Source organism: Rubrilithobacter danxiaensis, assembly GCF_047272945.1.
GTDB lineage: Bacteria > Bacteroidota > Bacteroidia > Sphingobacteriales > Sphingobacteriaceae > Rubrolithibacter > Rubrolithibacter danxiaensis.
This window is the reverse complement of the sequence record NZ_JBKOPS010000014.1, coordinates 14,710-40,573: the sequence shown is the minus strand read 5'-3', so window position 1 is coordinate 40,573 and position 25,864 is coordinate 14,710. Positions and strand designations below refer to the sequence as shown.

The following is a 25,864-nucleotide window of genomic DNA, read 5'->3' as shown; positions in this document are numbered from 1 at the left end:
AATATTATGTTAGTGATCAGAAATTATAATGAGTTTGAAAAGCATTTAGGTAAAGAAATAGGAGTGTCTTCCTGGCATGTTATTACTCAGCAGCAGATCAATTTATTTGCTGATGCAACATTGGATCATCAATGGATACATACTGATGTAATAAGAGCGGAAACGGAAAGCCCTTTCAAGGCAACTATTGCTCATGGCTACCTCACTTTATCGCTTATTCCTTATTTATGGAAGCAGTTGGTAGATGTTCAGAATCTCAAAATGGAAATCAATTACGGTATAGAAAATCTGAGGTTTGCCCAGCCTGTAGTTGTAAATAGTGAAGTCCGTTTAAAAGTTAAACTTAATTCGATTGTTAATTTACGTGGAATAACAAAAGCTACATTAGGTATTGAATTAGAAATAAACAATCAAAAGAAACCTGCTTTAAGCGGTGAAGTTATCTTTCTGTATCATTTTATTGATTGAGACTTTTATGGTTGAAAAGATCAGAACCGCTCTTATTATCCTTTTTCTAGGTGCTCTTACAGTTTGTAAAGCACAATCAGAACAGAAAAAGCCGTTATTTAAGGCACTGGTACTTTCTGAAAATGGCGGCCATCATATTTTATACTCTAATGTGGCCAAAACATGGCTTAACAAGCTGGCTGCCGACAGTAATTTTACAGTTGATTATATTGAAAATACGGATACCATAGAGGAAGCATTCTTAAACGGGTATCAGCTTTTTATCCAATTAGATTATCCGCCATACGGCTGGAAAGAGAAAGCTGTTAATGCTTTTCAAAAATACATTACAGAGGGGCACGGAGGCTGGATCGGCTTTCACCATGCCACATTACTCGGGGAGTTTGACGGTTACCCGATGTGGCACTGGTTTTCTGAATTTATGGGCGGTATCCGTTTTAAAAATTACATTGCTGATTTTGCTTCCGGTAAAGTAAATGTAGAAGATAAACAACATCCGGTTATGAAAGGAATACCTGCATCATTTATTATAGAAAAAGATGAATGGTACACCTACAATAAAAGTCCGCGTGCCAATGTACATGTTATTGCCAGTGTTGATGAATCTTCCTATAAACCCGCAAGGGATATAAAGATGGGAGATCATCCGGTAATCTGGACAAATGAACACGTAGCAGCAAGAAATATTTATATTTTCACGGGGCACTCACCCGATCTGTTTAAAAATCCGGTTTATACTTCGATTTTCAAAAATTCGATCTTTTGGGCAGCAAGCAAATAATTAATAAAAACAGAAACATTAAAAATTATTAATAATATATGAAAAGACGGGATTTTGTAAGAACATCCGTACTGGGATGTTCGTTAGCAGGAATTGCTCCTGTAATCAGTAAAGCTTCTGAAATAACAGAATCAATGGAAAAGCAATCGCTTGAATTTTATGAGCTGAGGGTTTATACCCTGAAAAACGAGGCGCAGCAAAAACTGGTAGAAGATTATTTTAAAAATGCAGCTATTCCTGCTTTAAATAAAATAGGCAGCCGTAATGTAGGTGTTTTTACCGAACTCAAGCCGGAAGGGTTTACCAAACTCTACGCCCTTATTCCTTATAAATCCATGGATGACTTTTTAAGAAGCAGCGAAAGATTAAGTCAGGATAAAAAATATGCACAGGCTGCCGCCGCTTATCTGAATGCCCCGGCAACAGCTCCTGCTTATGAACGGATTGAAAGCTCATTATTAAGGGCCTTTACAGGAATGCCTAAAATAGAAGTGCCGTCAAAAAAATCAAGAATATTTGAACTTAGAAGATACGAAAGTCCAAGTGAAAGTGCAGGTAAAAAAAAGATAGAAATGTTTAACACCGCTGGCGAGATTAGCATTTTTAAAAGAACAGGGCTTACTCCTGTATTTTTCGGTGAAACCCTTATTGGCCCTCAACGTCCTAATCTTACTTATATGATTACGTTTGATGATATGGACGAGCATGACCGTAACTGGAAACAGTTTGGCAGTGATCCTGAATGGAAAAAAATCAGCAGCATGCCCGAATATGCAGATGCTAAAATAATTTCACATATCAATGCCACGTTTTTAAAGCCTGTTGAATTTTCGCAGATATAAAAGTACTTTGCTTGAAATGCGCCCGCTGTATTGAAGTTTCCGACAAGTAATAATAGGGTGTCTTAATAATTTCTACCATATTTTCCACCAGGGTTTCTCCTTTTCAGGAAGAAGGTCTGGTGTTTGACTATTAGAAGCCTTTTTAATAATTCTTTCTTTGCTGATATGCCAGATCGAAGACCTTTCCATATTTATACTATGGTACTTTGTATAATCAGAAATTTTTTTCTTAGCTGCCTGCATCTTATAATCTTCCCAATTGACGGCCAAAGCATTAAATCCGGGATTTGCCTTAAACACCTCATCAATAATAAACTCTGTTTTACCATCCTGCTGCTCAATTATACGTTTTAGATAGTCGGCGTTCAATGTATCCAGGCTATCTGCGTATTGTATTTGAATTTCTCTTCTTTCTGCTACAGTCAATCTCGGAATTTCTAATATCGAAGTGTTTACTTTTTCAAGGAGTTTCAGTTTTACTGTAAGTTTTTCGATTTCTTCTTTGGTGTAGCTTGTCTCAAAAGTTCCCTGCAGTTCATCATTGATAAGAACGCTGTCAAGAAGCGTAGTGCTGAAAAACTCTTCATTGATTTTGTCGTAAAAGAACCTTTCATTAATATAATTAAAAGGTTTTGTCATCGCCATTGTAAGCCATTCAGTATTTTTTTCCTGACTCATGAAATAATTTAATTGATCGCCAAATTAGAAAATAGGATATATTACATTCTCTGTAGGCGATGTAATTGTTACAATAATAGCATTTGAGCAAAATGCAGGTTAAAAATATTCCTTTCTGATTTTCAGGAGATCTTCCGGAGTATCTACGGCAAGTGTTTCAATATCAGTAACAGCAACACGAATTTTATAGCCGTTTTCTATCCAGCGAAGCTGTTCCAATGCTTCTGCTTTTTCTAATGCAGAAAGGGGTAATTGTGTTATCGCAAGCAGGCTATCTGTACGGTAGCCATAAATCCCGATATGTTTATAGTAGATTGTATTTTTTAACCACTCTGACATTTCTTTTCCCCGGAAATGGGGGATAGGGCTGCGACTGAAATAAATAGCTTCAGAACGCTTATTTAACACAACTTTAGGAGAATTTGTATTGGTAAGTTCTTCCGGGCTGTTTATTTCTTTTACTAAAGTAGCTAAAGTGGTGTCCTCATCGGCAAAGCAGGTACAAACCAGGTCAATTTGTATAGGATTGATAAAAGGTTCATCGCCCTGGATATTTATTATAACATCAAAGCCCGGAAGTTTCTTAGCAACTTCTGCACACCGGTCGGTTCCGCTCTGATGTGCGGCTGAAGTTAAAATTGCTTTATAACCAAGTTCATGAAGGTGCAAAAGAATCCGCTCATCATCCGTTGCAACTACTACTTCATCCAGCTTTTCTGATTTTAATGCCTGTTCATAAACCCGTTGAATCATTGTTTTCCCTTCAATATCAGCTAAGGGTTTTCCCGGAAAGCGGGTAGAAGCAAAACGGGCAGGTATTATTCCAAGAATGGCACTTTTCTTCATTTTAATTCAAATGTTTAGTTGCTCTCCGGATATCAAATTTTCTCTTTTTAAAATAGGAGTGATTAGAATAAGCCGTGCGTTTCGCGTTCTATACTTTGTATTATGTATCCCAGATCTTCCGGATTGTTTGCAAAGTCAAGTTTGTCTTTATCTAAAATTAATAGTTTTCCTTCTTTGTAACCGTCAATCCACTTTTTGTATTTGTCGTTCAGTTTAGAGAGGTAGTCGAGGCGAATACCGGCTTCGTATTCACGGCCTCTACGCTGAATGTTGTTTACCAGAGTTGGAACAGATGCTTTAAGATAAATCAGCAGATCGGGTGGCTTTACAAAAGATATGATATTATCGAATATTGCCCGGTAATTTTCGTAATCGCGTGTCGTCATTAACCCCATATCATGAAGATTTTCAGCAAAAATGTAAGCGTCTTCATAAATGGTCCGGTCCTGGATAATATTCTGTTTGTTTTTCTGAATATCAATCAACTGTACAAAACGGCTGTTCAGAAAATAGATCTGTAAATTAAAACTCCAGCGTTTCATGTCGCTGTAAAAATCCTCTAAATAAGGATTATTCTCTACAGTTTCGAATTGCGGCTCCCAGCCTAAATGTTTTGAAAGTAATTCAGTGAGCGTAGTTTTGCCTGCACCAATATTTCCTACTATTGCAATGTGCATCTGATAAATAGAATTGAAAATTAAGATTTAACCCAAAAACTGGTTTAATATCGACAAAAACAAGCTTATTATATAATTTAGACTGCTTTTTTATTAAAAACTTTTAAATCCGATAATCTCTCTCACTTCCTTAATTGTTTTCGAAGCACTTTCCCGGGCCTTTTCTGCGCCCAATTTTGCTACTTTTCTCAGATAATCAGAATCTGCACCTATTTCTTTTATCCGGGTTCTTATGTCTGTTGTAGTAAGAATAATATCTTCGGCAAGTTGTTTCTTTAAGTCGCCGTAACGGATCTGGCAGGTATTGTACAGATTATTAAAATGTGAATAAGTGTCTTCAGAAGAAACTATCCTCATTAAGTCAAACAGGTTTTGAATTGCTTCCGGTTTTTCCTGGTTTTCTTCCGTTGGTCCGCTGTCGCTTACAGCACGCATCACTTTTTTTTTGATAAATTCAGGTTCGTCAGACAGAAAAACCGCATTGCCTTCGCCTTCCGATTTTCCCATTTTTCCTTTTCCATCCAGACCCGGAACCTTCACCAGTTTCTCCGAAAAAGAAAAAGCGTAAGGCTCTGGAAAATAATCGGTTTTATACAATCTGTTAAACCGGTTCCCGAAGGTCCTTGCCATTTCCAGATGTTGTTCCTGGTCTTTTCCAACCGGTACTTTGGTTGCTTTATGAATAATTATATCTGCCGCCATTAAAACAGGATAGGTAAGTAAGCCGGCATTCACATTCTCCGGATTTGCCCTTACTTTATCCTTAAAAGAGGTGCTTCTTTCCAGTTCGCCCAAATAAGCGTTCATATTAAGGAAAAGATACAATTCGGCAATTTGTGGCACATCCGACTGAATATAAATAGTAGCTTTTTCCGGATCAATACCGGCGGCAAGATATTCAACCAATACCTGTTTTACATTATCATGCAGATGTTCTGAAGTTGGATGCGTAGTTAATGAATGATAATCGGCAATAAAGAAAAAGCAGTTATATTCATCCTGCATTTTTAAGAAGTTTTTAACAGCTCCGTAATAATTGCCCAGATGTAACTTGCCTGTACTCCGAATGCCACTTACAACAGTTTCCATAATACGGCGAAAGTAAGTATTTTTTCTATTTTTGATGAAGCATGAAACGTCTTTTAAAGAAAGTGCACCGTTGTTTTTATCTTCTTAGTGTGATTTTTTTCTTTGTTCTGTTATATCCCTTGCTTTATTTCTATTCAAGGAAATTTGAAAGGTTTCCTGTTCTTAACAAGCTTCGCCGGCTATTCGCATTTTCCACGTCTTTTGCAGCCGGTTTTTTTTATGTTTTTGAATATGAGAAGGAAATAGATTGGTCTGGTACATATATTATCTGCCCCAATCATGCCTCTATTCTTGATATTTCAGCCATTTCTGTTCTTGTAAAATCGAATTTTGCATTTATGGGAAAAGACGAATTGCTCGACAACCCGATTACTGGTTTGTTTTTCCGATCAGTTGATATCCCCGTAAACAGGGAGAGTAAAATAAGCTCTTTTCGTGCATTTAAAAGAGGAGAGGAGTATGTTAAAAAAGGAATGAGCCTGGTGGTTTTCCCCGAGGGCACTATAGCAGATGTTTATCCGCCGGTTCTGCAGTCGTTTAAAAACGGACCTTTTCGCCTTGCAATTGAACAGCAAATACCAGTAATTCCGGTAACATGTTTGAATCTTTGGAAAAAAATGTGGGATGATGGCTCTAAATTGGGAAGTAGCCCGGGGATTTGCGATATTCGTATTCACGAGCCAATTGAAACAAAAGGTTTAACTTTGGATGATATAGATTCTCTGAGAGAAAAAACGTACCGGATTATCTGTTCAGAATTAAATAAAAATGCAACTTAATAACGATACAATCTCAAAAATTGCTCATCTGGCCAGACTTGAAGTGTCTGAATCGGAAAAAGAGAACCTGCTGGAGGATATGAATAAAATATTGAGCTTTATGGAAAAGCTGAATGAGCTTGATACAGCAGGTGTAGCGCCTTTAATTTATATGACTGATGAAGTGAATGTCTTTCGGGAAGATGTGGTGAAACAGGAAATCAGTCTGGAAGAAGCATTGAAAAATGCCCCCAACCAGGATGGTCAATACTTTAAGGTTGCCAAGGTAATTGATAAATCAGCAGGTTTGTAACAAATTAAGCCAGTGTAGGGTCTAAACCAGGTATGACACAACAGCCCTTAATAACCATCAATGATATTGGTCGCAAATATGTGATTGGTGCAGAAACAATACATGCTTTAAAGTCGGTAAGCCTTGATATTAAAAAAGGTGAGTTTGTTGCTTTAATGGGCCCTTCCGGTTCAGGAAAATCAACGCTGATGAATATTCTTGGATGCCTGGATACTCCTACAAAGGGAGAGTATATTCTTAATGGAATAAACGTTAGCCACATGTCAGATAATGAGCTTGCGGAAGTAAGAAACAAAGAAATTGGCTTTGTATTTCAAACTTTTAATCTTTTACCCCGCTCTTCGGCATTAGAGAACGTGGCTTTGCCGCTGATATATTCAGGGATAGGCAAAACTTCCCGTGAAGAGAGAGCAAAAAAAGCCCTGGAAAACGTAGGTTTGGGGAACAGAATTGATCATAAACCAAATGAGCTTTCCGGCGGGCAGCGTCAGCGTGTTGCTGTTGCACGGGCACTTATAAATAATCCTTCTATTATCCTTGCGGATGAGCCAACGGGAAACCTTGATACCAAAACATCTGTAGAAATTATGGGCCTGATGGAAGAAATCCATTCAAAAGGCAATACCATTATCCTGGTAACACACGAAGAAGATATTGCGCAGCATGCGCATCGTATAGTACGGATGCGTGACGGACTTATTGAGAACGATTACATAAACGAAAATGTAAAATCAGTTTCTCCACGCCTTAAGGACCTGAGGGAAAAAGGGCTGGATTTTGAGCAGATCCAATAAGCGGAAAATTAAGAAAGCTTTCCGCTGTTGTTTGTACCGTTAACGAACTGTTCTTCGATGTATTTAATCTGTGTTTTGCCATGAGGGGTAGGTTCGCCCTGCGCATTCAGATTGACAAAAACAATTTTATCAATTGTTAATATGCTTTTCCGGGTTATTTTATTTCGCACTTCGCAGCACATGGTAAGTGAAGTACGCCCGAAATGAGTAGCTGTTATTCCTAATTCAATAATATCTCCCTGTTTTGCCGAACTTACAAAGTTGATCTCAGAAATATATTTCGTTACAACAAGGTCGTTTTCAAGTTGTACGATTGCATAAATTGCCGCCTCTTCGTCTATCCAGCGCAAAAGGCTTCCTCCAAATAAAGAACCATTCGGATTTAAATCTTCAGGTTTTATCCATTTACGTGTATGAAAATTCATATGTTTAAAATCTGATTAGACAGATTCAATAATATTGCCACGGTTATATTGGCAGATAATTTGGCAGAGTTTTAAAGAACATAGACATGAAAATTTATACTAAAACGGGCGATAAGGGCTATACTTCTTTAATTGGAGGCACGCGTGTACCTAAATATAATATTCGTATAGAAAGTTATGGAACAATTGATGAGCTTAATTCGTATATAGGCCTGATTCGGGATTTTGATATCAATAATTCTTATAAAAACGTTTTAAAAGAAATACAGGACAGGCTTTTTACAATTGGTTCGGTTTTAGCATCTGATCCGGAAAAGTCTAAAATGAAAATCCCGGATTTGTACGAAAAGGATATTGAACTACTGGAAAATGAAATAGACCGTATGGAAAATGAACTTCAGCCTCTGAAAAATTTTATATTGCCAGGCGGAAGTAACAGCATTTCATTTTGTCATGTAGCCCGGTGTGTTTGTCGGCGGGCGGAGCGTGCAGTAGTACATTTAGCTGAAGAGAGTCATGTTGAAGAAAAAGTGCTGATATATTTAAATCGCTTAAGTGATTTTTTATTTGTATTGGCACGAAAACTGGCACAGGATGCAGGAATTCAAGAAAATGAGTGGCATCCAAGAGTTTAACAGGATTATAATTTTTTTATAATCTTATTTTTATTATTATATTTTTGCGAAAAAATTAACTTTAAATTGTAGGACTATGTATTGGACATTAGAATTAGCATCACATTTGGAAGACGCGCCATGGCCTGCTACAAAAGATGAGCTCATCGATTACGCAATTCGTTCGGGTGCACCAGTGGAAGTGATAGAAAACCTTCAGGCATTGGAGGATGATGGAGAACCTTACGAAAATATTGAAGAGATCTGGCCTGATTATCCAACAAAAGACGATTTCTTCTTTAATGAAGATGAGTATTAAAAATAGTTGAACAACTATTTTAGACGAGACAATATTAGAAGCTGTTTCAGTTTGCTGCGAATTCGGAATACCAATTCTTTGCCTTCTGCTGAAACAGCTTTTTTAGTTTAATTCAGTGTACTTTCTTTTACCTCTAGCAAAGTATTCCCAAACAATACTCTTGCTGAAAAATCCTTTGTGATTAAAACTGGAAAAGTCTTTTAACTTATGTATACTGCCAGTTAAAATCATTTTTAAGAAATAAAAATGTGCCTTATTTATCGCGAATGCGTTTTTGAATGTGCCTTCGGAGATAAATTTTAACAGTGAAATAAAATCTAAACAAAAGCGGATGGAAATAATAAAAGCTGCACGTCCGGCAGGCAGGTTTTTATACAGCATCAGTAAATTGTTCCGGAAGTTTAGGTAGGTTTTATGCGGGTTCTCTTTATTTAAGGTTCCTCCACCAATGTGATATACAGTAGAGTCCGGACAATACATTACTTTATAACCCAGGTTCTTCAATCGCCAGCAAAGGTCTATTTCTTCCATGTGAGCAAAAAAATGCGGGTTAAAACCTCGGGCTTCTTTCCAGCAGGAGCTTCTTATAAAAAACGCGGCTCCACTTGCCCAAAATACTTCCTCTGTGCTTTCGTACTGCCCTGTATCTTCTTCAATAGTATCAAAAATTCTTCCTCTGCAAAAAGGATAGCCAAACTTATCTATTAATCCTCCGGCGGCACCTGCATATTCAAAAAAGTCTTTTCTGTTCCAATCCTTCAATTTGGGCTGCGCTGCTGCAACAGTTTTGTCGCTTTCGAGTAATGAAATTACCGGTTCAATCCAGTTGGAAGTAACTTCCACATCCGAATTTAGAAGAATGTAATAATCGGCATGTACTTTTTCTAAGGCTTTATTATAGCCTCCTGCAAATCCATAATTCTGCTTATTCTCAATAATGCGAACTTTCGGGAAGTTTGTATTAAGGAAATCTATTGAATCGTCGGTGGAGGCATTATCGGCAACGATAATCTCCAGTTCTGGGTAAGAAGACGCACATACAGAGGGAAGAAATCGCTCGAGATAGTTTTTACCGTTCCAATTCAGAATGATGACGGAAACTTTTGGATTACTCATTGCACATCCTCCGGCTTAAACTTCCAGCGTTTGTGCGACCATAGCCACAACTCAGGCTTTTTTTGTATTATTTGTTCTAATTCACGCGTATGTCTTTCGGTAATTTCAAACTCTTTTGTATCCTTTGGTTTGGTAAATAAAGTTTTAAAAGTGCAGGTATAGTAACCTCGTTTTACCCGGTCAAAATGCCCGAAGATTATAGTGTTATTAGTTAGTTTCGCAATCTTTTCAACCCCAAGAAAAACAGAAGTGGGCTGATTCAGAAAGTTGGTGAAGTGTTTTGATTCCCCCTGGGGTGGAGTTTGATCGCTTGCAAAACCAGCAAAATAAATTTGTCCTTTAAATTCTATTATTTTTTTTAAAGTCTGTTTCATCGAAACTAAAACTCCTCCTGTTTTCGAACGCATAGAGTTAAACATCTTCTGAAAATTCTTGTCAGACAATGGTTTATAAATCACTAATAAAGGCTCTTTAAAACCTAATGGTAATCCTATAGTTGACCATTCCCAATTGCCGTAATGTCCCGAAACGAGTAGCACAGATCTACCTGCATTAAAATGCTCTTGCATAATTTCAGCATTTATTAGTTTAAAGCGTTTTTTTATACTTTCTGTTGAAATTGAAAGCATTTTAATCGTTTCTAGAATCAGATCTGTAAGGAAGCGGTAAAACTTCTTTTCGATCTCCGCTCTTTCCATTTCTGATTTCTCGGGAAAAGCATTTTGCAAGTTCGTTCGCACTACTACTCTCCGGTATTTAACTACATAATAAATAACTAAATAAAAGAAATCGGATAAAAGGTAAAGTACCCTGAACGGAAGAAGCGATATTAAATACAGGAAAAACCGGGTAATTCTGTAGAGAACGTAATTCATTGAAACACTCTTAAAGATCCGTCGATCCCTTTAATTTGTTCTGATTTTATTAAGCTTGTTTTTATCCTTAATTTCGTCAATCAGGTTTACAAACTTACTATATAGAATGAATAAAGGCGCAATTTTACCATTATTTTACCTTCCGCCAATAGAATATTTTAACGTACTCATCAAGAACAGGAGCAATTTTTTAATTGAACAGTTTGAACATTTTCCGAAGCAAACTTATAGGAACCGGGCTATTATTCAATCCACTAATGGAAAATTGAATTTAATTGTACCAGTAATAAAAGGTTCAAAAGTGCATACCAAGGTAAGGGATGTTAAAATAAGTCATGATTTTAACTGGCAGCGGCTCCATTGGATGAGCCTGCAGACTTCTTACCGGAGCTCGGCCTTTTTTGAATTTTATGAAGATGCTTTTGCTCCTTTTTTTGAAAAGAAATGGGATTTTATTTTCGATTATAACATGGAAATCCTTCAGCTTTTACTTAAACTGCTTAAAATAGATAGTCAATACCAGCTGACAGATGTGTACGAAGGCAGTTATCCCGGCTGGGAAGATTACCGGGAGTCCATTCATCCAAAAATTAATTCCAGCTATACGGCAAAACCCTATTTTCAGGTTTTTGAGGAAAAGAACTCTTTTATGCCCAACCTAAGTATTGTGGATTTGTTATTTAACCAGGGGCCGCAAAGCACACATTTTATCTGACGATATGAGAAAAAAGTTTAAGCCAATAAAAATAAAATCCAGGCCACAGTTTAATAATCCGGGTGCCAGTCCTGGTTATATTCAATTAAGTCCTGAAGCGCTTAAACCTCAGATCACAGTTTATTCTTATGATAAAATGGGATATAATGAGCTGAAACCTGAAAATTATGCGGAAGTACGACGAATACTTAATACTCCTGAAAAAACGTTCTGGGTGGATGTAAGGGGACTTGGAGATATTGATCTTCTGAGATCTTTCCAGGATGATTTTGATATCAGCTCTTTAGTGCTCGAAGATATTATTCATACCTACCAAAGGCCAAAGCTTGAAGAATATACAGCCTACGCGTTTGCTATAAGCAGGATGCTTACTTTAGACAAGGAATTAAAGCTTGAAAACGAGCAGGTGTCGTTTATTCTCACTTCAAAAGTCCTTTTTACTTTCCAGGAGAATTATACGGATTGCCTCGATCCTGTAAGAAAAAGGTTAAAGGAAGGAAAGGGTACTATTCGGTCTGGCGGAACGTCCTATTTAATGTATGCGTTAATGGATGTTATTCTCGATAATTATTTTACACTCATTAATCGTTTTGGCGAAGACTTGGAAAGTCTGGAAGATTGCCTTTATGAACATCCTGATAAAACTATTCCTATTAAAGCGCAGCAGATAAAAAGAGGCTTTATTGTTATCAGAAGGGCAGCCTGGCCAGAAAGAGATAAACTGAACGATATGCTCAGGAGTACATCAGAACTAATAACGGATGAAACAAAAGTGTTCCTCCATGATGCTTATGATCATTCCATGCAGATTATTGATCTGGTAGAAAGCTATAAAGAAATAAGCAATAGTTTAATTGATACTTATCTTTCTTTCGCAAGCAACCGGATGAACCAGGTAATGAAAGTCCTTACCATAATTTCCGCAATCTTTATTCCGCTTACATTCATTGCCGGAGTGTACGGGATGAACTTTGCACACCAGGATCCGGATACGGGTAAGATACTGGAAAAGAACATGCCCGAACTGTACTCGGAACATGGATATGTTTATACATTGCTGGCCATGTTGCTGATTGGTATTTTACAACTTCTGTTGTTCTGGAGAAAAGGCTGGCTTAAGTAAAAAATCAGGTAAAATTAAACTTCCTCGGGTGCCGGAAGTCCTTTCTCAGTCCAAATTACTATTTTAGCAACGATGCAGTCATTCGAGCTTGACAAGAGCGATATTCAACGGATCAGGCAGGCCCTGGAAGGAGATGAGGCTACGCTAAAAGCGTTACTGGATGAATATCATGCTTCCGAGATTGCCATTATATTCGAAGGCCTTCCGCAGGAGTCGAGAGAGAAGATCATAAATATCCTTCCTTCCGAAATAGCGTCAGAAGTTATCTCTGAAATGGATGCTGAAATCCATCCGGAGAAAATTCTTGAAAACCTGCACCCCGAAAAACGGTCGGAGATTGTTGAGGAAATGGATTATGATGTCGCTACCGATATTATCAGCCAGCTTCCCCAGGAACAGCAGCAGGAAATCCTTGAAGAATTAGATGAAGAAGATGCCTTAAACATCAGGCAATTACTTTCTTATGAAGAAGATTCAGCCGGCGGGTTAATGAATACCCAGGTGCTGAAGATCAACAGTAACCTTACCAAGAAAGAAGCGCTTGAAGAAGTGATCCGCCAATCGGAAGAAATGGAGGAGTTTTACACCATCAATGTGGTAGATAACAGGGGGCGGCTGGTAGGGATTGTATCACTGAAAGATATTATCAAATCTAAAAATACGGTTCATATCCGCGAGTTGGTAAACGATGATTTTGTTTATGTAAAGGCAGAAACCGACCAGGAAGAGGTTGCTAAACTTTTATCCCAGTACAATTTAACAAGTATTCCTGTAGTAGACGATCACATGCATTTATTGGGAAGAATAACTTTCGATGATGTAATGGACGTTCTTGAAGAAGAAAATACAGAAGATATATTAAAATTTTCGGGTGTCTCTGAAGATGAAGAACTTGCAGGAAACTGGAAGGATGCAGTGAAAAGCCGGCTGCCCTGGCTGATAATAAATCTTGGAACCGCATTTCTTGCTGCATCTGTTATCCGTTACTTTGATGATACTATTTCCAGGTTTGTGGTGCTGGCAGGTTACAGTACCATTATTGCAGGGATGGGAGGGAATGCGGCAACGCAGGCTCTTGCAGTAACTGTCCGTCGTATTTCTTTAAGTGATCTTACAGATAATCAGGCTTATAGGACGGTATTAAAAGAGTTTACTGTTGGATTGATAAACGGAGCCGTAAACGGCCTCATCGTCTTATTATTTGCTTTGTTTTACGATAAAAATCCTATGCTCGGATTGGTGATTTTTCTTTCCATGACTGGAAATCTGGTAATCGCCGGTATTACCGGAGCCTCTATTCCGCTTATTTTAAAGCGTATTGGGATTGATCCTGCAATTGCTTCTTCCATTATTATTACCACTTTTACCGACGTGTTTGGCTTCCTGCTGCTTCTGGGTTTTGCAAGTAAACTATTGCTTTAAGCAAGATAATTTTTGCCTTCGGATAATTTTAATAGACAAAATTTTATTTAAGTTTGCTGCTCACAGAACCATTAAGAGATAGCAATGACTGAGATCAGGTATAACTGGACAAAAGAGGAAATTTCTGAAATATATCACAGCCCTTTATTAGACTTAATTTACCGTGCAGCAACTGTTCACCGTGAGAATAAGGATTATTCGGAAGTGCAGATCAGCAGCCTTTTATCTATTAAAACAGGCGGTTGTCCCGAAGATTGCGCCTATTGCCCGCAGGCCGCACGTTATCACACTGATGTTGAAGTGCAGGCGCTCATGTCGGTTGATCAGGTAACTGACGCGGCAAAAAAAGCCAAACATGCAGGAGCTTCTCGTTTATGTATGGGAGCAGCCTGGAGGGAAGTAAGAGACAACCGTGATTTTGATCGTGTAATTGATATGGTTAAAGCTGTAAACAGCCTCGATATGGAAGTTTGCTGTACACTCGGCATGCTTACTGAATCGCAGGCGCAACGCCTTGCAGATGCTGGTTTGTATGCCTATAACCATAACCTGGATACTTCTGAAGATGATTATAAGCGAATTATTACCACCAGAACCTATGACGACCGTTTAAAAACGATAGAAAATGCCCGTAAAGCTAAATTGACAGTTTGCAGCGGGGGAATAATTGGCCTGGGCGAAACAGTGGAGGATCGGATTTCAATGTTGAGAACGTTGTCTAATATGCCAAAACATCCTGAATCTGTTCCTATCAATGCATTGGTACCGGTGAAAGGTACACCTCTAGCTGATCAGCCACGTGTTCCGGTATGGGAAATGGTCAGAATGATTGCAACTGCCCGTATTATTATGCCTAAAACCGTGGTACGTTTATCAGCGGGAAGAACTGAAATGAGCCTTGCAGATCAGGCATTGTGTTTTATGGCAGGCGCTAACTCTATTTTTGCAGGAGATAAATTATTAACTACACCAAACCCCGCCTTCAATGAGGATATGCAGATGTTTGAAATCTTGGGACTGAAGCCTCGTGAAGCTTTTAAAAACGGAAGGCCGGAAATAAAACAAGAAGAAGTTATATCTGAGTAACTTTCTCTTGAATCAGGCAGCAAGTTGTCTTTCAACCCTGCTTAACAGGTTGTAAATATCAAAGGGTTTGGGAATGAAGTCATCTGCACCAAACTCAACAAGTGTATTTTCAATATCCGGATGAGCTGAAACCATAATTACAGGAATGTTTTTAGTTTCGGCATTTCTTTTAATTTCCCTGCAAATTTCTCTGCCGTCAAAATTTCCCAACATAATATCGAGTAATATCAGGTCGGGGTGAATTTGGTTGATCTTATTTACAACGTCTTCGCCGGTAGAAAAAGTAACAACCTTATATCCTGAATCAGTAAGAAGAAATTCTAAAATCTCCCGTATATCGTACTCATCCTCTATAGCAAGTATAAGTTTATCCATAGTGTATTTATTTGAACAATCAGGTAAAGCAAATATCATGCTATAAGTCGATTTAACTTGTAAGACAGTAGTCAAATCCCTTATATCAAAGGATTTAAATTAAAAAGGTGGTTTTTGTAAAAAATCCTGTATAAGCTTTTTCCGTGTATCAAAAAGCAATTGTGTTTTACTTTTTGCATTTTCAAGTATGACTGTTTCAGCAGTTTTTGCAGAACCGCAGTTAAAAGGAGGGGCTGGACTGTATTCTAAAATTAACTGAACAGTTTTGGCTACATCTTCTCCTGCTATCAGGGCGGTTAATGTTAATCCGAAATCTATTCCGGCAGTAATTCCGCCACCGGTAATCCTGTTTCTATCTGTTACAACTCTTTCTTCCACGGCTTCTACACCAAACATTTTAAGCAGTTCTATCGATCGCCAATGTGTAGTCGCCCTGAATCCATCCAGCAATCCGGCTGCTGCCAACAGGAGTGAACCGGTACAAACGGATGTAATATAACTGCATTTGTTTCCCTTGCTTTTTAGAAACGAAATAAAAACATCATTAGTAAGACAGTTATTTATTCCTCTTCCTCCCGGAACAAAAAGAATATCAAAATCAGGACAATCAGAGAAAGAAAGATCAGCTTGTATGTTTAATCCTCCTTCAGCTGGTATCATTCCTTTGTTTTCAGAAATCACCAGAACTTCAAAACAATCTGCCCGAACAAAGACATCATACGGGCCGATAAAGTCAAGAAGCGTTAATTCGGGGAAAATTATCATTCCCACCTTTAATTTTTGCATCGCTTTTTATTTTTGAAATTAATATTTGTACTGTACTAAAATACTTTAAAACTGTACTAAAGTATTTTAAACAGGTTTTAGTAGCTGTTTTCTTTTTTAAAGCCTCTGAATTAAACTTTTCGGGTTTTGAAACATCGAACAGTTCATCTAAATTTAGCAACTCAAATTATAAACTTTAAACATCAATAATGAGAATTTCAATTAAGCTTTTGATAGCACAGGTATTTGTTTTCTTCGCTCTTGTGAATTTTTCTTATGCGCAGCGTCCTGAATCAAAACTTGGATGGCAGCTGGGAGCACAGGCATGGACTTTCAGACAAAGTACTTTTGCTGAAACACTGGACACTTTAAAATCCATTGAAGTGGATTATCTGCAAGGATTTAACGGACAGAAACTTGGTGGAGGCATAGATGGTAATATGGATTTTCATATGGATGCCGCAACACGCGAGAAAGTTTTGGAATTACTAAAGCAGAAAGGAATAAAAATGGTCTCTTTCGGCGTAGTAAGTGCTAATAGTGATGACGACTGGCGCCAGCTTTTTGAATTTATTAAGGGGATGGGGCTGAAGCAATTTGCTACTGAGCCTGATCCTAAATTCATTCCATTGGTAGCTAAACTTGCCGATGAGTACGAAATTAACGTAGCAATTCACGATCATCCTCGTCCGACCCGTTACTGGAGCCCTGATACAGTTTTAAAATATATCGGTGCAAGCAAAAGATTGGGCGCCTGCGCTGATATTGGCCATTGGGTTCGCTCTGGTTTAGACCCGGTTCAATGCCTGAAAAAGCTTGAAGGACATATTTTTGAACTGCATTTTAAAGATCTGGACAGAAAACCTTCTGAAGAAATGCTTAAAACGCTTGCTGCTATTCCGGCAGGAGGACAATGGCCAAAAGAAGTATTTGAACTTTTAGAAAAAGGTCCGCACGATGTGCATTGGGGAAATGGAGTTTCTAATATTTCAGGTGTAATGAAAGAGCTTAAAAGACAAGGTTTTAAAGGGCCAATCTTTGCCGAATATGAATATAACTGGGGTAAAAACGCGGCAGATGTAGCAGCCAGCGCAAAGTATTTCAGATCAGTAGCCAAAAAATTATAATAAGTAAGATGGATAGGCGATCGGCTGTTAAAAGCTTTCTTATTGCCGGAAGTGCGCTTGCTTTTTTTCCATCCTGTTTACAGGATAAGAAAATAACTTCTGTCAAATTAAAAAACTTAAGTATAGATCAGGATCAGGAAAAGTTACTGGGAGAAATCACAGAAACCCTGATCCCAAAAACAGATACTCCGGGTGCAAAAGATTTATCCCTTCATCTTTTTGTGTTAAAAATGATGGATGACCTTTTCGAAAAGGAACAGCAGGAGAAATTTGTAAAGGGTTTGGATCAGATCGATGAAATTGCTGAAAAAAACTACAATAATCGGTTTGTTAAATTAACAGCGCCACAGCGGGAAGAGTTGCTGAATCGTGTAGAGAAAAAGGAATTCTCTGGCGATGTGCAGTCTTTCTATCCGTTAATGAAACAGCTAACGATTACAGGATACCTCAATTCAAAGTATGTAATGACTAAACTACGGGTATATGAATTAGTACCTGCACGTTTTCACGGTTGCGTACCAGTTAAAAAAGTAAGTTAAGAATGGCAAATATAAACGGCGATAGTTTAAAAGACAGAACTTTTGATGCAATTGTAATAGGTTCGGGAATAAGCGGGGGATGGGCAGCAAAAGAGTTTACAGAAAAAGGCTTAAAAACATTAGTACTTGAAAGAGGGCGGGACGTAAAACACATTAAAGATTATCCTACTACAAACATGTATCCCTGGGAGTTTGAACACAGGGGGCAGATGCCATTGGAAGTAACAAAAGCTAACCCTGTAGTAAGCAGGTGTTATGCTTTTAACGAAGATGCAGCACATTTTTTTGTAAAGGATAACGAACATCCGTATGTGCAGGAAAAACCTTTTGACTGGATACGCGGATACCAGGTTGGCGGAAAATCGCTTCTATGGGCCCGGCAAACTCAACGCTGGAGTGACTTCGATTTTGAAGGCCCTGCCCGTGATGGTTTTGCTGTTGACTGGCCTATACGGTATAAAGACATTGCTCCCTGGTACAGTTATGTAGAAAAATTTGTAGGAATATCGGGAAATAAAGATGGCTTGCCTCATTTACCCGACGGGGAATTTCTTCCTCCTATGGAGCTAACTTGTGTAGAGAATTACTTTAAAGATTTTGTAGCGAAGAATTATAAGGACCGGCAGGTAATTTATGCACGTTGTGCGCACCTTTCCCAACCTGAACCTATTCACCTGCAACAGGGTAGAGGGCAGTGTATGAAAAGAGATCTATGCCAGCGTGGATGTCCTTTCGGAGGGTATTTCAGCAGCAATTCTTCTACTATTCCCTGGGCAATGAAAACGGGTAATCTTACCCTGCGCCCATTTTCTGTAGTACATTCCATTATTTATGATGATAAAAAGGGAAAAGCTACAGGCGTAAAAGTAATTGATACGAATTCGAAAGAAGAGATTGAATTTTATGCACCGGTTATTTTTGTGAATGCTGCTGCGCTTAATACAAACCTCATCTTATTAAATTCAATATCTCATCGCTTCCCGAATGGTATAGGAAATGATAACGGTTTATTAGGTAAATACTTTGCATTTCATAATTACCGGGCCAGTATGTCTGCGGAATACGATGGATTTAAGGATTCTACTTCCGACGGCAGAAGGCCGACAAGCGCTTATATTCCCAGATTCAGAAATTTGCATAAACAGGAAACAGACTTTTTGAGAGGATATGCTGCGGGAATGTATTCTACCAGAGCCGAATATCCTAATACGCAAGGAACTGGTAAAACACTTAAAGATCAGCTTTTACACCAGCAGTTGAGCCCGTGGTTTGCAGGGTCGCACATGATGGGGGAAACTATTCCTAAAGAAAGCAATTACGTTGCTTTGGATAAAAGCAAAAAAGACGAATGGGGAATTCCACAGTTGAAGTTATCTGTAGACTATGACGATAACGATGAGAAGATGATAAAAGACTTTTTTGAACAGATGACTGAAATGTATACCAAAGCAGGTTTTACAAACATCAAAACCCGCGATTCAAAACAGGCCCCCGGTTTGGATATTCATGAAATGGGTGGTGTAAGGATGGGTAATGACCCTAAAACCTCACTCCTGAATAAATGGAACCAACTGCACGCCTCTAAGAATGTTTTTGTTACTGACGGTGCCTGTATGACATCGACTTCTACACAAAATCCGTCACTTACTTACATGGCTTTAACTGCACGAGCAGTGGATTTTGCAGTTAGAGAGATGAAAAAAGGAGAAATTGCTTAAATTCTTTTATTTATAAAAACACGAAAGGCTCAGAAATTTCTGAGCCTTTCGTGTTCTAAGAACCTTGAGTATTAACTGAGTAATTTTTTCAGGTTCTGCATACTGGAAGTAATGCTTCCAAACGGATCAGCAGGCATATCGTGTTCAACAAAGAAGTGCTGCATTCCTGCTACTTTTGCGTTTGCAAAGATGTTTTTAAAATCAATAGTGCCTTCTCCAACAGGTTTTATTACCTGTCTGTCCTGGGTAAGGTCTTTAACATGCCATAAAGGGAATCTTCCCGGCTGTTTCTTGAATAATTCTACCGGATCATAGCCTCCTTTTACAGCCCATGCAAGGTCTAATTCCATCTTTAGATTCGCCGCATCAGTTTGTGCCAGAATCATTTCATAAGGTATATGTCCTTCAACTTCCTTAAATTCAGCATCGTGATTGTGATAGCAGAAAGTTAATCCTGCTTTCTTTGCTACCTCTGCTGATTTGTTTAATACCTCTATCGATGATTTAATTTCATCGAGTGTAGCGATTGGAGTGCTGGCACAAACAATATATTTTATTCCACCTTCAGCTGCGTCGTCAATCAATTCCTGGTGATTGTCTCTGAGATTTTTCATTGGTGGAATTGACATCGGTTTGCCACTTGCATCTACCGGCATTTTAAAGTTAGGAGGTAATTTAATGGGAGCACCTATAACATGATGCGATTGCCATGCTAGTCCCAAATCTTTGGTAAGTGCAGCAAATTCCTTTGCTTTCATTCCATAAAAACCGCCTTTTTTACTGAATGCGGATTCGATCTCTTTGTAACCCAGATCTGCTACTTTCTTCAGATTACCTGCTACATCATCATCCAGTACATTAAATAAAGTAAATAATCCCAGTCCTACCGGATGCATGGTTTTAGCGAATAACTCAATTGGCAACTGGCTGGCTAGCATCGTACCCAATGCAGCTGTGCCTGATTTTTTTAGAAATTCTCTTCGGTTTATCATATTGGATTTTTTTGAATTATTTTCCTGAGGCTTTTGAAACAGCAGTTGCTTTATCCGCTTCGTTCATTTTAAATAAGATATCTGTCAATACAAATACAATCTGGCCGGTAGCTGCTTTTGGATTTTTATAAATAAAATAAATATCATGCACACCGGAAGTAGGTGCCAGTTTTAAAGTGGTGGGTGGTTGCGAAAACATCTTAGCCATTTCAACCGGATTAATGGAAGTGGACTCACCGACTATTTTACCAGTAGGAGAATCAATGCGCATTTCTACCGTACCTCCGGCAGCATTGGCCTGTTCTTTTGGAGCTAATGCTGTAAATGTCAGCTCACTTATTCCCGTAAGGTCTATTTTATTAAACCCGATGTATGCACCATTGGAAGATCCGATAACCATATTTCCCATTTGCGGCACTTTGTACACCTGTACAGAATTTGATGCGTCAAAGCTGCTTGCACTTATACGTGCATTGCGAAGTGTAAATGTTTTTTCTGCGGTGATTCCGGGTATTCCCAAAGCTCCTTTATCTTTATAAGCAGCCCTTAACAGGTAAATTCCGTTTCCTTTGTCTCCTTCAGGCAATTTGGCCATAATAGTTCCCTTCACCGGTAAGGATTTATTTGCAGCAGGTTTGTTAGATAAGTTTAAAATATACTTTACCATTTTTGTGGCATCTGCCTGCGTTATTTTGGGATGGGCACTCATTGATACTTCTCCCCAAACACCCGATCCGCCGCTGATGATCTTTTTAGCAAGACGTTCTGGGGCGGTGCTGTTGTTTTTATATTTAAAAGCTACCTGACGGAAAGTAGGTCCTACCGATTTTTTATCAATGTTATGGCATGCCTTACAGTCGCTTGCAGCAATTAAAGCAGATCCTTCAGCAAATTGTGCAGAGGCATCGGCGCTGCGGTGGCCCTGAGCAATTGCCACCTGGTCAAAACCTTCCGGCAGATAATCAGCTGTGACTGCGACCTGGGCTGGTAATATCTTACCATTTGCTAAACTTCCGTCTTCTTTATCTTTAACCTTTACATTATAGTTTATTGGTTTATTAGGGAAAAAGAAAGTTTTATTTCCGGGGGTAATATCAAATGCAAGTACTGCAGGTTCATTTCCAGCTTTAATTTCTATTGTTTTACTTGTTTTTGCACCGGGGCCGTCTGTAACTGTAAGTACTGCTTTATAGATACCGGGCTTATCAAAAGTAACGCGTGAGTTTTCCTGCGAATAAATTTTGGGTGAACGACCTGCGGAAGTAATCTTCCACTCGTATTTTAAAGCATCATTATCCGGATCGGTGGTGCCTTTTGCAGATAGATTAACAGTAAGGGGTAATGCACCGGCTGTTTTATCAGAAGTAGCTACTATCTCCGGCTTTCTGTTACCGCCATTGTATTCAATCCGGACTAAGCGTGCATCGTCATTTCCCTGGAACCAGCCACTACCATACTCTAGCATATACAGATCTCCATCCGGGCCAAATTCCATATCCATCGGGTTGCTGTATTTGTTGCCCTGCATAAAGTGTTCCATGCCTGCATAATTGCCATCTTTATCAAGGGTTACAGCCATAATCCAGCCACGCATCCATTCATAAATAAATAGTTTGCCATCATAATAATCAGGAAATGCCCGTTTTGCATTTTTAAATTCATCAGAATGGAAAACGGGGCCGGCCATTGCTGAACGACCACCTGTACCTACTAAAGGAAATTCAGGAGATTCTGCATAAGGATACCAGATAAATGCGTTTTGAGCAGCAGGTAATTCATTTAAACCGGTATTGTTTGGGGATGTATTTACAGGATGTTCTGCGTTAAATTTAGCTCCCGACTGGTTCTTTTTAAAGTCGAATTTGTTATAAGCTTTATTGTCTCCAACAAAATAAGGCCATCCAAAATTTCCCGCTGCTTTCGCCTGACCGATTTCATCGTGTCCGGCTGGTCCGCGATCTTCTTTTGGTTTGCTCGCATCAGGGCCTACATCTCCCCAGTAAAGATATCCTGTTTTGGGATCTACTGATATTCTAAAAGGATTTCTATGGCCCATAGTGTAGATTTCAGGGCGTGTTTTTGCCGTTCCTTTTGCAAACAGGTTGCCTTCCGGAATGGTATAGGATCCGTCATTTTCAGGATGAATCCGTAAGATTTTTCCCCGAAGGTCATTTGTGTTAGCAGAAGATTTCTGAGCATCCCATGGAGAACGTCCTTCCCGTTCGTCAGTTGGACTGTAGCCATCAGATCCGTGCGGGTTTGTATTATCGCCGGTAGATAAAAATAAATTACGCTGACCGTCAAACGCGATAGAACCACCAGTGTGGCAGCATTGCTCACGTTGTGTGTTAACTTCCAGCAATACTTTTTTTGAGTTTAAAACCAGTTCATCGCCCTTTAATTCATAGCGTGTAAGTATATTCTTGGCTTCTTTTCCCACAGGAGAGTAATACAGGTAAATCCAGTTGTTTTCACTGAAGTTTGGATCTTTTGTCAATCCCAGCAAACCATCTTCTGCTTCCGATTCCTTTCCAGAAGCATCAACATATTTTGTGCTCACAGAAATTTTGGCAATTACTTTTATTTTGCCAGTAGCGGGATTATATAATTTTACATTTCCGCGTCTTTCGATAAATAAAACCCGATTGTCTGGTAAAACCGTTAATTCCATCGGTTCCTCCAGTTTTTCTTCAATAACCACTTTGGTAAAGCGGTTCTCTTCGGGCATTTTTTTAGTGGTAACTTTTGAATAATCTAATGATTTAGGGCTTTCTCCACCCATTACGTAATTCAGGCCTTCCCACACGTGTTTTAAAAATAATGGTTCGCTAAAAGAAGCATCTGTATGTCCTCCGGCTGTATAAAATGAACGACCTCCATCAAATTCCTGGTACCATGCCATAGGATGATCTTCTCCGTTTGTACCTCCTTTGTAAGTCTTTTCATCTATTTTAAGTAGTACATGAATATCCGGACTTATATTTTTGAACGAATAAAACTCATCTTCACGGTCCCAGCGTTCAGGTAAGAAACTGGTAGCCGGATTGTTTTTGTCAACAACTACGAATGTTCCTTTTTGAACATTATCAGGCATAGGGTGATTTGAAAACCACGCTCCGGCCAGCTTTCCATACCAGGGCCAGTCGTATTCGGTATCGGTAGCTGCATGGATGCCCAGATATCCTCCGCCTGCCTGGATGTATCGCTCAAAACTGTTTTGCTGTTCCGCATTAAGCACATCGCCTGTAGTGCTTAAAAACAGTACTGCCTTGTATTTTTTAAGATTTTCTTCATTAAATTTTGTTGCATCTTCGGTTGTATCCACTGCAAAGCCGTGTTCCTGTCCCATCTTTATAAGCGCTAATTTTCCTGCGCCGATAGATGCATGCCTGAATACGGTGGTTTTACTAAAGACCAGAACTCTCGGTTGCTCTTTATAAAGCACAAATGAGCCCAGCGCAGCAATGGCCAATACTAAAAGGGAGGCCAGTCCCCACGTTTTTGAACGCTTGTAAGAATGTTTCATTTTTTGGATATAATTAGTTATTATTTTGCAGTACGGAGTTTACAATAACATTCAATTTATTATTGTGTCACACTGACACAATAATAAATGTTTACTTTTAATTCTCAAAACATATTTTTGTGCGTATGCTTCAAGAAGAAGAATTTGTAAATAATAATTTGTCTTGGGATAAATATCTGAACCACATTTCAATAGATTGTGTGGTATTTGGTTTTCATGAGGGTGCATTGAAGGTGCTGCTTGTAAAAATGAAAGGAATAGACGAATTGTATCTGCCAGGCGCATTTGTTCTGAAAGAAGAATCATTGGAAGATGCTGCAAGCAGGATATTAAAAGAAAGAACAGGTGCTGAAAATATATTTTTAAAACAGTTTTACACATTTGGTGATCCTCACCGGTCTGAATATCACATTCAAAAATACAAGGAAGCTTTTGAGCATGATGAAGAGTTTTTCACCAACAGGTTTATTAGCATTGGATTTTATGCCTTGGTAGACTACACAGATGTAAATACTTCGCCCGATGTTTATTCTGAAGATTGCAACTGGTACGAAATTCCTGATCTGCCGACACTGATACTGGATCACAATTTAATATTGAATAAAGCACTGGAAGCACTTCGAATTCAGCTTAATTATCAGCCTATAGGACTTAATTTACTGCCAAGAGAATTTACAATGTCCGAACTGCAGAAAATGTACGAGGTAATACTTAATAAGAAACTCGACCGGCGAAATTTTCAACGAAGGATGTTAAGTTTTGATATTTTAACCCGGCATGATACTCCCCGCAAATCCGGGGCACATAAAGCTCCTTACCTCTATTCATTTTGCCTAGAAAAATACAATAATGCATTAAAAGAAGGTTTACGCGGAGGATGGTAACAAAATTCTCAAAAGTACCTGAAAGAGGGATATAAAATAAACAGAGCTAATCATATATTGATACATTTATTTTAATAATGGTAGAAAATTTAAAAGCCTTTCTTGATTCTAAAGCAGAGCAGTATAATCGCCCTGATTTTATAGAGAATGACCCCATTGTAATCCCACATCAGTTTGATCAGAAACAGGATATTGAGATTATGGGATTCTTTGCTGCTATTCTGGCGTGGGGGCAGAGAAAAACCATTATTAATAAATGTAAAGAATTAGTAGAAAGAATGGAAGGCGCTCCATACCAATTTGTTATGGAACACGGGGAAAATAATTTAAAATCACTTTTAGGGTTTAAACATCGTACATTCAACGATATTGATCTTTTATATTTTATTCATTTTTTCAAACAGCATTACAGCAAGTTCAATTCACTCGAAGATGCTTTTTTGCCCTCGCGAACCGGAAAAGGTGCTAATCACATCTTCAGGGAAGAATTTATGGACGAAGGTTTTTTATATAATGAAACCGAAGTGTCTTCACCGGTATGTATGTTAAATGAATTAAAGGCAAACGACAACAGAATTGAAGTCCTGTTGAATCACTTTCGTACATATTTTTTTTCACTTCCGGACTACCCTTCAAGAACAATAAAGCATGTGAGTTCGCCGGCACAAAAATCTACTTGTAAGCGCTTAAACATGTTTTTGCGATGGATGGTTAGAAAAGATAATTGCGGAGTAGATTTTGGAATATGGAACCGGATTAATCCATCCCAATTAATTTGTCCATGCGACTTACATGTAGAGCGTGTGGCTCGTAAACTTGGTTTAATCACACGAAAGCAGGTAGACTGGCTTACAGCGGTTGAACTGACAGAACATTTAAAAATGTTTGACCCGACAGATCCGGTGAAATATGATTTCGCTTTATTCGGATTAGGAATAGAAGAAAATTTTTAAATCCGGTTCATGTTAATTAAAACAATTAATAAGAATTCTTTAAT

28 protein-coding genes are annotated in these 25,864 nt (G+C 38.5%); 17 read left to right on the top strand and 11 right to left on the bottom strand.

Annotated elements, in window-relative coordinates; all coding sequences use genetic code 11:
- The first annotated feature begins 6 nt into the window (after positions 1–6).
- From ACLCDL_RS15585 to ACLCDL_RS15575, 3 genes are read left to right on the top strand one after another with little or no spacing between them, the layout of a single operon-like run.
- Positions 7–468, top strand: a complete 462-nt coding sequence (locus ACLCDL_RS15585; RefSeq protein WP_423149332.1) for a MaoC family dehydratase — start codon at positions 7–9, stop codon at positions 466–468.
- The gene (locus ACLCDL_RS15580; RefSeq protein ID WP_423149331.1) at positions 434–1,249 is read left to right on the top strand and encodes a ThuA domain-containing protein; all 816 of its coding nucleotides are present in this window, start codon (positions 434–436) and stop codon (positions 1,247–1,249) included. The genes ACLCDL_RS15585 and ACLCDL_RS15580 overlap by 35 nt, the downstream gene beginning before the upstream one ends.
- A 38-nt stretch (positions 1,250–1,287) precedes the next feature.
- The gene (locus tag ACLCDL_RS15575) at positions 1,288–2,091 is read left to right on the top strand and encodes an NIPSNAP family protein (RefSeq protein ID WP_423149330.1); all 804 of its coding nucleotides are present in this window, start codon (positions 1,288–1,290) and stop codon (positions 2,089–2,091) included.
- Between the two features lie 72 nt (positions 2,092–2,163).
- Here ACLCDL_RS15575 and ACLCDL_RS15570 read toward each other — a convergent pair whose 3' ends face one another.
- The 4 genes from ACLCDL_RS15570 to trpS form a co-directional block, all read right to left on the bottom strand.
- Positions 2,164–2,769: a hypothetical protein gene (locus ACLCDL_RS15570; RefSeq protein ID WP_423149329.1), complete on the bottom strand. Its 606-nt coding sequence runs from the start codon at positions 2,767–2,769 to the stop codon at positions 2,164–2,166.
- Between the two features lie 99 nt (positions 2,770–2,868).
- On the bottom strand, positions 2,869–3,615 hold the full coding sequence (gene kdsB / locus ACLCDL_RS15565) for a 3-deoxy-manno-octulosonate cytidylyltransferase (protein WP_423149328.1): 747 nt from the start codon (positions 3,613–3,615) through the stop codon (positions 2,869–2,871).
- A 62-nt stretch (positions 3,616–3,677) separates the two neighbouring features.
- Entirely contained in the window at positions 3,678–4,292 is a 615-nt protein-coding gene (locus ACLCDL_RS15560) for a deoxynucleoside kinase (RefSeq protein WP_423149327.1), read from the bottom strand.
- A gap of 93 nt (positions 4,293–4,385) precedes the next feature.
- On the bottom strand, positions 4,386–5,381 hold the full coding sequence (gene trpS, locus ACLCDL_RS15555; RefSeq protein WP_423149326.1) for a tryptophan--tRNA ligase: 996 nt from the start codon (positions 5,379–5,381) through the stop codon (positions 4,386–4,388).
- Positions 5,382–5,422: 41 nt separating this feature from the next.
- Between trpS and ACLCDL_RS15550 the strand changes: the two genes are divergently transcribed.
- From ACLCDL_RS15550 to ACLCDL_RS15540, 3 genes are read left to right on the top strand one after another with little or no spacing between them, the layout of a single operon-like run.
- Positions 5,423–6,160 (top strand): lysophospholipid acyltransferase family protein, encoded by a 738-nt coding sequence (locus ACLCDL_RS15550; protein ID WP_423149325.1) that lies wholly within the window; start codon positions 5,423–5,425, stop codon positions 6,158–6,160.
- Complete coding sequence (gene gatC, locus ACLCDL_RS15545; protein ID WP_423149324.1) at positions 6,150–6,452, top strand: Asp-tRNA(Asn)/Glu-tRNA(Gln) amidotransferase subunit GatC; 303 nt, start codon at positions 6,150–6,152, stop codon at positions 6,450–6,452. The genes ACLCDL_RS15550 and gatC overlap by 11 nt, the downstream gene beginning before the upstream one ends.
- Positions 6,453–6,484: 32 nt before the next feature.
- Complete coding sequence (locus tag ACLCDL_RS15540) at positions 6,485–7,246, top strand: ABC transporter ATP-binding protein (RefSeq protein WP_423149323.1); 762 nt, start codon at positions 6,485–6,487, stop codon at positions 7,244–7,246.
- A gap of 8 nt (positions 7,247–7,254) precedes the next feature.
- Here ACLCDL_RS15540 and ACLCDL_RS15535 read toward each other — a convergent pair whose 3' ends face one another.
- Positions 7,255–7,671 carry an acyl-CoA thioesterase gene (locus ACLCDL_RS15535; protein ID WP_423149322.1) on the bottom strand — a complete coding sequence of 139 codons (417 nt, stop codon included), beginning with the start codon at positions 7,669–7,671 and terminating at the stop codon, positions 7,255–7,257.
- Between the two features lie 86 nt (positions 7,672–7,757).
- Between ACLCDL_RS15535 and ACLCDL_RS15530 the strand changes: the two genes are divergently transcribed.
- The gene (locus tag ACLCDL_RS15530; protein ID WP_423149321.1) at positions 7,758–8,306 is read left to right on the top strand and encodes a cob(I)yrinic acid a,c-diamide adenosyltransferase; all 549 of its coding nucleotides are present in this window, start codon (positions 7,758–7,760) and stop codon (positions 8,304–8,306) included.
- A gap of 76 nt (positions 8,307–8,382) precedes the next feature.
- Entirely contained in the window at positions 8,383–8,604 is a 222-nt protein-coding gene (locus ACLCDL_RS15525; RefSeq protein ID WP_002996718.1) for a DUF2795 domain-containing protein, read from the top strand.
- Between the two features lie 102 nt (positions 8,605–8,706).
- Here the strand turns inward: ACLCDL_RS15525 and ACLCDL_RS15520 are convergent, their stop codons facing one another.
- Positions 8,707–9,720, bottom strand: coding sequence for a glycosyltransferase family 2 protein (locus ACLCDL_RS15520; RefSeq protein ID WP_423149320.1), 1,014 nt, complete (start codon positions 9,718–9,720; stop codon positions 8,707–8,709).
- Positions 9,717–10,595, bottom strand: coding sequence for a lysophospholipid acyltransferase family protein (locus ACLCDL_RS15515; protein WP_423149319.1), 879 nt, complete (start codon positions 10,593–10,595; stop codon positions 9,717–9,719). The genes ACLCDL_RS15520 and ACLCDL_RS15515 overlap by 4 nt, the downstream gene beginning before the upstream one ends.
- Before the next feature lie 106 nt (positions 10,596–10,701).
- Here ACLCDL_RS15515 and ACLCDL_RS15510 point away from each other — a divergent pair, with 106 nt between their 5' ends.
- The 4 genes from ACLCDL_RS15510 (at position 10,702) to bioB (ending at position 14,941) form a co-directional block, all read left to right on the top strand.
- A complete protein-coding gene (locus ACLCDL_RS15510) occupies positions 10,702–11,310 on the top strand; it encodes a WbqC family protein (RefSeq protein WP_423149318.1) in 609 nt (202 codons plus the stop codon).
- 4 nt (positions 11,311–11,314) lie between these two features.
- Positions 11,315–12,433 (top strand): magnesium/cobalt transporter CorA, encoded by a 1,119-nt coding sequence (corA, locus tag ACLCDL_RS15505; protein ID WP_423149317.1) that lies wholly within the window; start codon positions 11,315–11,317, stop codon positions 12,431–12,433.
- Positions 12,434–12,505: 72 nt separating this feature from the next.
- Entirely contained in the window at positions 12,506–13,855 is a 1,350-nt protein-coding gene (mgtE, locus tag ACLCDL_RS15500) for a magnesium transporter (RefSeq protein ID WP_423149316.1), read from the top strand.
- An 84-nt stretch (positions 13,856–13,939) separates the two neighbouring features.
- On the top strand, positions 13,940–14,941 hold the full coding sequence (bioB, locus tag ACLCDL_RS15495) for a biotin synthase BioB (protein ID WP_423149315.1): 1,002 nt from the start codon (positions 13,940–13,942) through the stop codon (positions 14,939–14,941).
- Between the two features lie 12 nt (positions 14,942–14,953).
- Here the strand turns inward: bioB and ACLCDL_RS15490 are convergent, their stop codons facing one another.
- Positions 14,954–15,316 carry a response regulator gene (locus tag ACLCDL_RS15490; RefSeq protein WP_423149314.1) on the bottom strand — a complete coding sequence of 121 codons (363 nt, stop codon included), beginning with the start codon at positions 15,314–15,316 and terminating at the stop codon, positions 14,954–14,956.
- A gap of 99 nt (positions 15,317–15,415) precedes the next feature.
- Positions 15,416–16,102, bottom strand: a complete 687-nt coding sequence (locus ACLCDL_RS15485) for a DJ-1/PfpI family protein (protein ID WP_423149313.1) — start codon at positions 16,100–16,102, stop codon at positions 15,416–15,418.
- 188 nt (positions 16,103–16,290) lie between these two features.
- Between ACLCDL_RS15485 and ACLCDL_RS15480 the strand changes: the two genes are divergently transcribed.
- From ACLCDL_RS15480 to ACLCDL_RS15470, 3 genes are read left to right on the top strand one after another with little or no spacing between them, the layout of a single operon-like run.
- Positions 16,291–17,208 (top strand): sugar phosphate isomerase/epimerase family protein, encoded by a 918-nt coding sequence (locus ACLCDL_RS15480; RefSeq protein ID WP_423149312.1) that lies wholly within the window; start codon positions 16,291–16,293, stop codon positions 17,206–17,208.
- Positions 17,209–17,216: 8 nt separating this feature from the next.
- On the top strand, positions 17,217–17,747 hold the full coding sequence (locus tag ACLCDL_RS15475) for a gluconate 2-dehydrogenase subunit 3 family protein (RefSeq protein ID WP_423149311.1): 531 nt from the start codon (positions 17,217–17,219) through the stop codon (positions 17,745–17,747).
- 2 nt (positions 17,748–17,749) lie between these two features.
- A complete protein-coding gene (locus ACLCDL_RS15470; protein ID WP_423149310.1) occupies positions 17,750–19,465 on the top strand; it encodes a GMC oxidoreductase in 1,716 nt (571 codons plus the stop codon).
- 71 nt (positions 19,466–19,536) lie between these two features.
- Here ACLCDL_RS15470 and ACLCDL_RS15465 read toward each other — a convergent pair whose 3' ends face one another.
- Together ACLCDL_RS15465 and ACLCDL_RS15460 are read right to left on the bottom strand one after the other, a co-directional pair.
- Positions 19,537–20,457: a sugar phosphate isomerase/epimerase family protein gene (locus ACLCDL_RS15465; protein WP_423149309.1), complete on the bottom strand. Its 921-nt coding sequence runs from the start codon at positions 20,455–20,457 to the stop codon at positions 19,537–19,539.
- Between the two features lie 16 nt (positions 20,458–20,473).
- The gene (locus ACLCDL_RS15460; RefSeq protein WP_423149308.1) at positions 20,474–23,983 is read right to left on the bottom strand and encodes a ThuA domain-containing protein; all 3,510 of its coding nucleotides are present in this window, start codon (positions 23,981–23,983) and stop codon (positions 20,474–20,476) included.
- 125 nt (positions 23,984–24,108) lie between these two features.
- Here ACLCDL_RS15460 and ACLCDL_RS15455 point away from each other — a divergent pair, with 125 nt between their 5' ends.
- Together ACLCDL_RS15455 and ACLCDL_RS15450 are read left to right on the top strand one after the other, a co-directional pair.
- The gene (locus ACLCDL_RS15455) at positions 24,109–24,867 is read left to right on the top strand and encodes an NUDIX hydrolase (protein ID WP_423149307.1); all 759 of its coding nucleotides are present in this window, start codon (positions 24,109–24,111) and stop codon (positions 24,865–24,867) included.
- A 77-nt stretch (positions 24,868–24,944) separates the two neighbouring features.
- Entirely contained in the window at positions 24,945–25,820 is an 876-nt protein-coding gene (locus ACLCDL_RS15450; protein ID WP_423149306.1) for a TIGR02757 family protein, read from the top strand.
- Positions 25,821–25,864 lie beyond the last annotated feature (44 nt).